Consider the following 6,880-nt stretch of genomic DNA (forward strand, 5'->3'; position numbering starts at 1 on the left):
GAGGCCGGCGGGCGCCGCGGCGCCGACGGCCGGGACGCCGTGGTGCTCGCCGCCTCCGGCTCCCGCGACCCGGCCGCCGCCCTCGACACCACCGAGCAGGCCCGGCTCCTGGCACTTCGCCTGGGCGTGCCCGTCCACCCCGGCTACGTCGCCGCCGGCGGCCCCAGCGTCGCCGAGACCGTCGCCCGCCTCGCCGCCGAGGGCCGCCGCCCCGCCGTGGCCGGCTACTTCACCGCCCCGGGCGACTTCGCCCGCCTCGCGGCCGCCGCCGGCGCCCCCCTCGCCGCCGCCCCGCTGGGCGTCCACGACGCCGTGGTCCGCCTCGTCCTGGACCGCTACCGCGCCGGCGTCCCCGCCCTGCTCCCCACCGCCGCCTGACCGGAGCCCCCGCCTGCAAGGGCCCACCCACCGGGGGCCCGGGAAACTGCGCGGTTGCCCACCCGCGAGGCAACCAGTCACCTTCCACCCTTGCCGCCTGATCGGGCGCCGCGCCAGGGGCGCCGGGAACCGCGCGACCGACCACCCGCGAGGCGAACCGTCATCTCTCACCCTCACCACCCCGCCGTCCCTCCCGACCGATAGGGCGCCGCGCCAGGGGCGCGGGGAACTGCGCGACCAGCCACCCCGGCGCAGTCCGCCCGGCTCCGACCCCCACCACCCGCGGCCTCCGGCCCGGTGCGGCGGGCCCTCCCCGCGTCAGCGGGCCGCGCACCGCTCCTGCCCCGGGCTGCCCGCCGCCACCGCACCCCGCACCCGCACCGGCAGGTCCCGGCAGCGCCGCACCGGCGACCACCAGAGGATCAGTCCGGCCAGCGGCACCCCCGCGGTCAGCACCCACATCGCGGGCCGCAGGCCGATCTCGGTGCCGAGCAGGCCGGCGAGCACCGCGCCGACCGGGATCGCGCCGAAGTTGAGCACCGAGCTGCTCGCGCTGAGCCGCCCGAGCAGCTCCGGCGGGCAGTACTGCTGCTGGAAGGTCGACTTGACGACATTTCCGGCGACGACTCCGGCGGACACCGCGAACGCGCCGACCAGGTAGAACGCCAGCCCGGCGCCGGGCGTGGTGAGCGGCACGAGCAGGGTGAGCAGCGGCAGGCCGATCTCGAACACCAGCATGGCCCGGGCGGTGCCGATCGCGGCGGCCACCCGCCGGGCGACGGCCGCGCCGGCGATCCCGCCCACCGAGCCGACCGCGACCAGGCTGCCGACGGCGCCGGGCGGCAGGTGCACCTCGCGGACGAGGAAGACCACCAGGATCGACTGGAAGCCGGTGAGGGCGAGGTTGCCCGCGGCGCCCCACAGGGTCAGGGTCCGGAACCAGACGTCGCCGAAGACCAGGCCGAGTCCGTCGCGGACCTCGCGGCGCAGCGAGCGCTCGCGGGCCGGTGGCAGGACCTCCCGGTGGCGGATCCGGGCGGTGCACCACAGCGAGAGGACGAAGGTGGCGGCGTTGGCGACCAGGCCGCCGACCGGTCCGGCGAGTTGGGAGATCAGGCCGCCCGAGCCGAGTCCGGCGATGCCGGCGGCGGAGGCGCTGCCGTGCAGTTTGGCGTTGCCCTCGGCCTGGTCCGCCGGGTCGAGCAGGCCGGGCAGGTAGGCGGTGTACGCGGTCTGGAAGAAGACGCCGGCGGTGCCGGTGCCGACCGCGACGGCGAGTAACTGGGCGAGCGTGAGCACGCCGGCCGCGGCGGCCGCCGGCACGGTGAGCAGCAGGGCCAGTGAGACGGCGGAGGAGGCCAGCATCACCGGCCGTCGCCGCATCCGGTCCACCCAGACGCCGACGGGGAGGCCGAGGACCAGCCAGGGCAGCCAGCCGGCGGCACCGAGCAGCGCGACCTGGAAGGTCGTGGCGTGCAGGGCGGTGACGGCGATCAGTGGCATCGCGAGCCCGGTGACGGCGGAGCCGAAGCGGTTGGCGGTCTCGCCGCCCCACAGCAGGCGGAAGTCGCGGTGGCGGCGCAGCAGTCCGCCGCGGCGGCGGTCGTCGGCGGTGCTCATGCGGCACCGCCCTCGGCCCGCGGGACGGCCTGGATCTGCACCACGACGGGCCGGGCCGACGGGTCGGGTTCGGCGGCCGGGTCGGGGGTGTGCCGGGCCACCACCTGCGACAACTCCTCGCTGAGGGCGCGGAGCTGGTCGGGGGTCAGGACGAGGTTGTTCCAGTCGCTGACGGAGCCGGAGTCGCGCCATGCGCCCGTCCACTCGGCGGCCAGCGAGTCGGAGACCCGCCGGAACTGTCCGCGCAGCATCTCCTGGAGGTAGACCGCGGCGGCGTCGCGCGACTCGGGGTCGTCGGCGAAGTCGGTGGTGCTGAGCACGTTCCTGCTGCGGACCCGGCGCCACCAGCGCTCCCGGCGGGTGCCGCGGGCGGTGTCCTCCTCGATGAAGCCGTGTTCGGCGAGCAGGCGCAGGTGCCAGCTGATGGTGCCGGTGCTCTCGCCGAGGCGCTCGGAGAGCCGGGCGGAGGTGGCGGGGCCCTCGGCGGCGAGGGCGTCGAGGATGCGGACCCTCAGCGGGTGGGCGAGGGCGCGCAGGCTCCGGGCGTCGATCCGACGCTGGTTCTCGGGTGCGGTCATGGCTCCACCGTACAGTGCAGAGAAGTCTCTGCAAAGACTCCTCTGCAACATTCTTCGGTGCGTGACTCCCCACCGCTGTGCCAGAGTTGGCCGCATGGCCGACCCCAGGAGCGCCACACCCGACAGCCCCGCCAGCCCCGACAGCCCTGCCACAACCGACAGCCCCGCCGACCCCGTCCGGCTCCCCGACGTGCTGCGCTTCCTCGCCGAGCTTGTCGCCTGGGTCGCCGCCCCCTGGGCCCTCGCCGGCATCTCGCCCTGGCTCTCCGCCGCCGCGCTCCTGCTGCTGATCGGCCTGCCGACCGTCCTCGCCACCCCCGGAGACAAGAAGCAGGTCATCGTCCCCGTCCCCGGGTACGTCACCGTCGGCCTGGTGCTGCTCCAGCTCGTCGCCGCGGTCGCCGGCGCCTGGGCGGCCTGGCCCGCCCGGGCCGCCGTCCCGGTCACCGTGCTCGCCGCCGCCTGCCTGGTCACCGAGCGGCCCCGGTGGCGCCGTCTGGTGGCCGCCCGGCCGTAGCGCGGCGCATCCCTGGATGTCGGTCAGCGGGCGTACCGTGGCGGGTATATGGACGACACCACGCCGTACGACCCCAACGCCGAGGCCCGCTGGGTGCCCGAGCCGGACAAGCGCCCCGGCCGCACCGCCTTCCAGCGCGACCGCGCCCGGGTGCTCCACTCCGCCGCGATCCGCCGGCTCGCCGGCACCACCCAGGTGGTCGCCCCGCTGCAGAGCGACTTCCCGCGGACGAGACTGACCCACTCCCTGGAGTGCGCCCAGGTCGGCCGCGAGCTCGGCGCCGCCCTCGGCTGCGACCCGGACCTGGTGGAGACCGGCTGCCTCGCCCACGACATCGGCCACCCGCCGTTCGGCCACACCGGCGAGGAGGCCCTCGACCAGGCCGCCCGCGAGTGCGGCGGATTCGAGGGCAACGCCCAGTCGCTGCGCATCCTCACCCGCCTCGAACCGAAGCGCTTCGCCCCGGCCGACGAGAGCCCGACCCGGCTCGCCCCCCGGCCCGGCCGCAGCGTCGGCCTCAACCTCACCCGCGCCGCCCTCGACGCCGCCACCAAGTACCCGTGGGCGCGCGGCCGGCACCCCGCCGACCCGTCCTCCACCAAGTACGGCGTCTACGGCGACGACCTGCCGGTCTTCCGCTGGATGCGGGCCGGCGCGCCGGACGGCCGCAAGTGCTTCGAGGCCACCGTGATGGACTGGTCCGACGACGTCGCCTACTCCACCCACGACGTCGAGGACGGCCTGCAGGCCGGCCACATCGACCCGAACGCGCTGCGCTCCGCCGAGGAGCGCGCCGAACTCTTCAAGATCGCCGAGCGGTACGCCCCCGACGCCGCCCCCGCCGAACTCGCCGAGGCCCTCGACCGCCTCCAGGCGCAGGAGTGGTGGCCGCGCAGCTACGACGGCAGCGCCCGCGCCCGGGCCGGACTGAAGGACCTCACCTCCCAGCTCATCGGCCGGTTCTGCCTGGCCGCCGAGCAGGCCACCCGGGCCCGCTACGGCCCCGGCCGGCTCACCCGGTACGGCGCCGAGCTGGTCGTCCCGCGCCCCGTCCGGCTGGAGTGCGCGGTGCTCAAGGCCGTCGCCGTCCGCTACGTGATGCAGCGCGACGAGCAGGCCCAGCTCCGCTCCCGGCAGCGGATCGTCATCGCCGAGCTCGCCGACGCCCTCACCCGCAGCGCCCCGCACGGCCTCGACCCGGTCTTCGCCGCCGTGCACGAGGAGGCCGAGGACGACCGGGCCGCGCTGCGCGCCGTGATCGACCAGATCGCCACCCTCACCGACGCCTCCGCGCTCGCCCTGCACGCCAGACTCGTCCAGCACCGCTGACCCCGCCGGTCGCGCCCGGTCGCCTACACTTCACGGGTGGCCGGGCGGATCAGGGACGAGGACGTGCAGGCGGTGCGCAGCGCACTGCCGATCGACGCCGTCGTCGGCGACTACGTGCAGCTCGTCAACGGTGGCGGTGCGCAGCTGAAGGGCGTCTGCCCCTTCCACGACGAGAAGTCCGCCTCGTTCTACGTGCACCCCGGCAAGGGCGTCTTCAACTGCTTCGGCTGCGGCGAGGCCGGCGACACCATCTCCTTCCTGATGAAGATCGAGCACTGCTCGTTCGCCGAGGCCGTCGAGCGGATGGCCGCCCAGGCCAACATCACCCTGCGCTACGAGGAGGGCGGCTACTCGCCGCGCCACCAGCAGGGCGAGCGGACCCGCCTGGTCGAGGCCCACAAGGCCGCCGCCGCCTGGTACGAGGAGCAGCTCGCCTCCCCGGAGGCCGAGATCGGCCGCCGCTTCCTCGCCGAGCGCGGCTTCGACGAGGCCGCGGCCAAGCACTTCGGCGTCGGCTACGCCCCGGCCGGCTGGGAGCACCTCGTCCGGTACCTGCGCGGCAAGGGCTTCAGCGACAAGGAGATCCTGCTCGGCGGCCTGGCCTCCAAGGGCCAGCGCGGCGGCCTGATCGACCGCTTCCGCGGCCGGCTGATCTGGCCGATCCGGGACACCGCCGGCGAGGTCATCGGCTTCGGCGCCCGCCGGCTGCGCGAGGACGACAACGGCCCCAAGTACCTCAACACCCCCGAGACACCGCTCTACAAGAAGTCCCAGGTGCTGTACGGCATCGACCTGGCCCGCAAGGAGATCGCCAAGTCCGGCCGGGCGGTGGTCGTCGAGGGCTACACCGATGTGATGGCCTGTCACCTCGCCGGTGTGGAGACCGCGGTGGCCACCTGTGGCACCTCCTTCGGCGAGGAGCACATCAAGGTCATCCGCCGCTTCCTGATGGACACCTCGCAGTACCGCGGCGAGACGGTCTTCACCTTCGACGGCGACGCCGCCGGGCAGAAGGCCGCGCTGCGCGCCTTCGAGGACGACCAGAAGTTCGCCGCCCGCACCTCGATCGCCATCACCCCCGGCGGCATGGACCCGTGCGAACTGCGGCTCGCCAAGGGCGACGACGCCGTCCGCGAGCTGATCGAGAACCCCGTCCCGCTCTTCGAGTTCGCCCTCCGCCAGGCCGTCGCCCGGCACCGGGTGGACACCGCCGAAGGCCGGGCCGCCGCTCTGGAGGAGGCCTCCCGGATCATCGTCCGGATCAAGGACCGCTCCATCCAGCACGAGTACGCCGTCCAACTGGCCGGCATGCTCGGCATCCTCGACGAGCAGTTCGTCGTCCGCCGGATCGGCCAGCTCGCCCGCTGGCAGCGCGAGAACCAGCAGAACGACCGGACCCGGCCGGGCGCCCGCCGCGCCGAGGCCGCCCCCCAGCCCGTCCGCCCGGCCGCGCCCGCCTACCGGCTGAACCCGCGCGACCCGGCCCAGTTCGTCGAGCGCGAGCTGATCAAACTCGCCCTCCAGCACCCCGAGTTGGTCAGCCCCACCTTCGACCAGTACGGCGAGGACGAGTTCCCCACCCCGCCGTACCGGGCCGTCCGCCGGGCGATCGGCCAGGCCGGCGGCACGGCGTACGGCGCCGCGCTGCCCGACTTCACCGGTGCCGTCCGCGAGGCCTGCCCCGACGACGAGGTGCGCCGCCTCGTCCTGGAGCTGACCGTGGAGCCGATCCGCTCCCGCCGGAAGGCCGACGAGATCTACGCCGGCGAGTTCCTCGTCAAGCTCCGCCTGCAGGCGGTCGACCGGCGCGTCACCGAGGCCCGCGGCTACCTCCAGCGGCTCGGCAGCCGCGCCTCCGCCGAGGAGCTCAACGCCGTGCAGAGCGAGCTGTACGCCCTCCAGCAGTACGGCCACCAGCTCCGCTCCCGCGGCGCTGCGGCGCTCTAGGCCCTCCCTTTCGGATCTTGCCGGGCGCGCGACGCCGGGCATCTCCCCCAGCCCCGAGGGGGCCGGGAGGTGCCCCCAGTCTGGACGCACCGGCGAATCGTCCACGTACGGTCCGGTACGAGGACGATCCGCCGGCACGCCCAGGCGGGCGCCCACCGCCGCACGCCGATCCGACAAGATCCGAAAGAGAGGGCCTGGACGGGCCCCTCGTGGCGGGGCCGACGGCCCGGCTGTCCGTACATCTCCAGGAATGCCGGCGCCCCGCGTGTGGCGCGGCCCACACTCGTGGGTATCCCAGTCCCGTGTGGCGCGGCGTCCCCCAGCTGCCGCGCGCGGCCCGAAGGGATTCCCGTGGAGCTAGCAGCAGCCCGCCGGCCCCAGGCCGTCGCCCGCGACGACGGCACCGTGCACGACCGCGCCGCCGGCCCGCCGGACGCCGGGAACAGGGTGCCCCCGCAGGCCGGCCCGCCCGGTGCCGAGGCCGCCCCCCGCGCACCCGGGCCGGCCGCCG

6 protein-coding genes are annotated in these 6,880 nt (G+C 75.3%); 4 read left to right on the top strand and 2 right to left on the bottom strand.

Annotated elements, in window-relative coordinates; genetic code table 11:
- On the top strand, positions 1 to 378 hold a 378-nt coding region (locus ABZ641_RS21480), incomplete at its 5' end, for a CbiX/SirB N-terminal domain-containing protein (RefSeq protein WP_359983977.1).
- Between the two features lie 318 nt (positions 379 to 696).
- On the opposite strand, the gene ABZ641_RS21485 is transcribed toward ABZ641_RS21480, so the two are convergent.
- A complete protein-coding gene (locus ABZ641_RS21485) occupies positions 697 to 1,998 on the bottom strand; it encodes an MFS transporter (protein ID WP_359983980.1) in 1,302 nt (433 codons plus the stop codon).
- Positions 1,995 to 2,576: a helix-turn-helix domain-containing protein gene (locus tag ABZ641_RS21490; protein WP_359983983.1), complete on the bottom strand. Its 582-nt coding sequence runs from the start codon at positions 2,574 to 2,576 to the stop codon at positions 1,995 to 1,997. The genes ABZ641_RS21485 and ABZ641_RS21490 overlap by 4 nt, the downstream gene beginning before the upstream one ends.
- Before the next feature lie 94 nt (positions 2,577 to 2,670).
- Between ABZ641_RS21490 and ABZ641_RS21495 the strand changes: the two genes are divergently transcribed.
- From ABZ641_RS21495 to dnaG, 3 genes are read left to right on the top strand one after another with little or no spacing between them, the layout of a single operon-like run.
- Positions 2,671 to 3,093 (top strand): hypothetical protein, encoded by a 423-nt coding sequence (locus ABZ641_RS21495; protein WP_359983985.1) that lies wholly within the window; start codon positions 2,671 to 2,673, stop codon positions 3,091 to 3,093.
- Positions 3,094 to 3,141: 48 nt separating this feature from the next.
- The gene (locus ABZ641_RS21500; protein ID WP_344622662.1) at positions 3,142 to 4,422 is read left to right on the top strand and encodes a deoxyguanosinetriphosphate triphosphohydrolase; all 1,281 of its coding nucleotides are present in this window, start codon (positions 3,142 to 3,144) and stop codon (positions 4,420 to 4,422) included.
- Positions 4,423 to 4,458: 36 nt separating this feature from the next.
- Entirely contained in the window at positions 4,459 to 6,369 is a 1,911-nt protein-coding gene (dnaG, locus tag ABZ641_RS21505) for a DNA primase (protein WP_344622663.1), read from the top strand.
- The last annotated feature ends 511 nt before the right edge of the window (positions 6,370 to 6,880 follow it).

Origin of the sequence: Kitasatospora sp. NPDC007106 (genome assembly GCF_040634455.1) — a bacterium.
GTDB classification, from domain to species: domain Bacteria; phylum Actinomycetota; class Actinomycetes; order Streptomycetales; family Streptomycetaceae; genus Kitasatospora; species Kitasatospora arboriphila.

Bases quoted from the DNA above. Each gene is read 5' to 3' on its own strand.
- ABZ641_RS21485 (WP_359983980.1), bottom strand. From the start codon at position 1,998: ATGAGCACCGCCGACGACCGCCGCCGCGGCGGACTGCTGCGCCGCCAC.
- ABZ641_RS21490 (WP_359983983.1), bottom strand. From the start codon at position 2,576: ATGACCGCACCCGAGAACCAGCGTCGGATCGACGCCCGGAGCCTGCGC.
- ABZ641_RS21495 (WP_359983985.1), top strand. From the start codon at position 2,671: ATGGCCGACCCCAGGAGCGCCACACCCGACAGCCCCGCCAGCCCCGAC.
- ABZ641_RS21500 (WP_344622662.1), top strand. From the start codon at position 3,142: ATGGACGACACCACGCCGTACGACCCCAACGCCGAGGCCCGCTGGGTG.